Consider the following 1,583-nt stretch of genomic DNA (forward strand, 5'->3'; position numbering starts at 1 on the left):
TCATGCCCGCAGAGAGACTCGTTCCGCTAAATACTTTTTCTCCGTTATCAGCAAAGTCACCATCTTTATTCCAGTCAATCCAACCATTGAGATAACCAGAAGTGCTGGCTGTTATGGCGATAAGAGATGTTTGTCCTTTCTCTAGAGAGGTGAAAATAATACCGTCTTCATCATCAAAACCGTCGCCATCATCACTGGCAGCAGGTGCGGTTTCAGCATCTCCAGGAACGGCTCCTAAGTAGTAGTCGGTATTGGTGAGATCGTGACGGGGGCCATTACTGGCGATGGTAGTTTTATAGGTGTTAGGGGCGTCTCCAAGATCAAGTGCATCAAGTTGAGCTGCGGCAGATGCACAGCGAACCCCATCGTTTTGTCCAGAAAGAGGACCGACGGCAAATAGGGTGGCAATGGGGATAATATTGTTAGGATCGGTAATATCTATTTTGAATATATGGCCGTCTTGATTACGACTCAAATAGAACATACCGTCACTTTCAAAATAGGCCGCACCAAAGGTTCCTTTGACACCGGTATTTCCTAAGCTGGTACGGACTCCCGTTGCGGGGTTGATTTGATATAGCGTACCAAACTTGCCATCAACGGCGTAAATATTGCCGTCGCTGGGATGGAACGCAAAATCGTAGATACGCATATTGGTGGTGCCACCGACTGCAGTTAAAGCTAGATAGTTAGGATCGGCACTGTCGAGGGGAACTTTGTATAGCCCCGCTCCGTAGCGATAGAGATATAACGTGTTATTACTGACATCACCGACATAAAAAGATTGGGTACCAATACCAGTAACAGCAAGCTCTTGAGCATTAAAGTTTTTGTCTACTTTAACCACTTTTTTGTTGGTAGTATTAAAGGCATAAATGTAGTTGTCGGTTTCATTAAAGCCAACCGCATTAAGATTACCCGTCATTCCAACATCGGTTTGTAAGGTTTGGCTGGATCCTGTGGTTAGGTTGACACCATAGACGGTGGTTGGTGTACCTTGCATAAGAAAAGCGGTACTGGGGCATGAGTCAAAAGCTTCACCATAACTGGCGTGTGCAATACTCCCTAGCCCAAATAGTAGTGCGATATGTAGTTTTGACATAAATGCATCTCCCTTTGGTTAAGGAAAATCCATCAATTTTAGTGCCAAAATTTATAGTGAAAAAAACGAGTTCTAACTGCCATGTTGCAAATTTAAGAATGCATTCTGCAAGATTGCATCGCACAATACAAAAATAGAGAGCCGAAGCTCTCTATCGGTATTTAGTTCCATCGTACAATGAGAAATATGGCTTAAAGTTTGAAGCTTCCAACCATGACTTCTAATCGGTGAGATAATTGCTGCAGTTCAAGGCTCGCTTGTGCAAGATCTTCGGCCGTAGTAGCTGTACGTTGAGTGGTTTCGTTGATCACTTCGATATTGCAGTTGATGTCGTTAACCACCGTTGATTGTTCTTCTGTTGCCGTTGCAACTTGCGTATTCATATCTGCAATTAAGGTGATACGTTCGGCAATAGAAATCAACGCGCTGCTGGCTTCATCAGAGGCTGAAACCCCATTGGAACTTAACAGGCGACTTTGCT

2 protein-coding genes are annotated in these 1,583 nt (G+C 44.0%); both read right to left on the reverse strand.

Annotated elements, in window-relative coordinates:
* Positions 1 to 1,102, reverse strand: a 1,102-nt coding sequence (locus I3255_RS14170) for a hypothetical protein (protein ID WP_238039389.1), incomplete at its 3' end; no start/stop codon positions are given.
* Positions 1,103 to 1,293: 191 nt separating this feature from the next.
* Positions 1,294 to 1,583 (reverse strand): hypothetical protein (locus I3255_RS14175; protein WP_238039390.1); only part of this gene is annotated, 290 nt, incomplete at its 5' end.

The organism is Psychrobacter sp. Ps6 (assembly GCF_022129235.1).
GTDB lineage: Bacteria > Pseudomonadota > Gammaproteobacteria > Pseudomonadales > Moraxellaceae > Psychrobacter.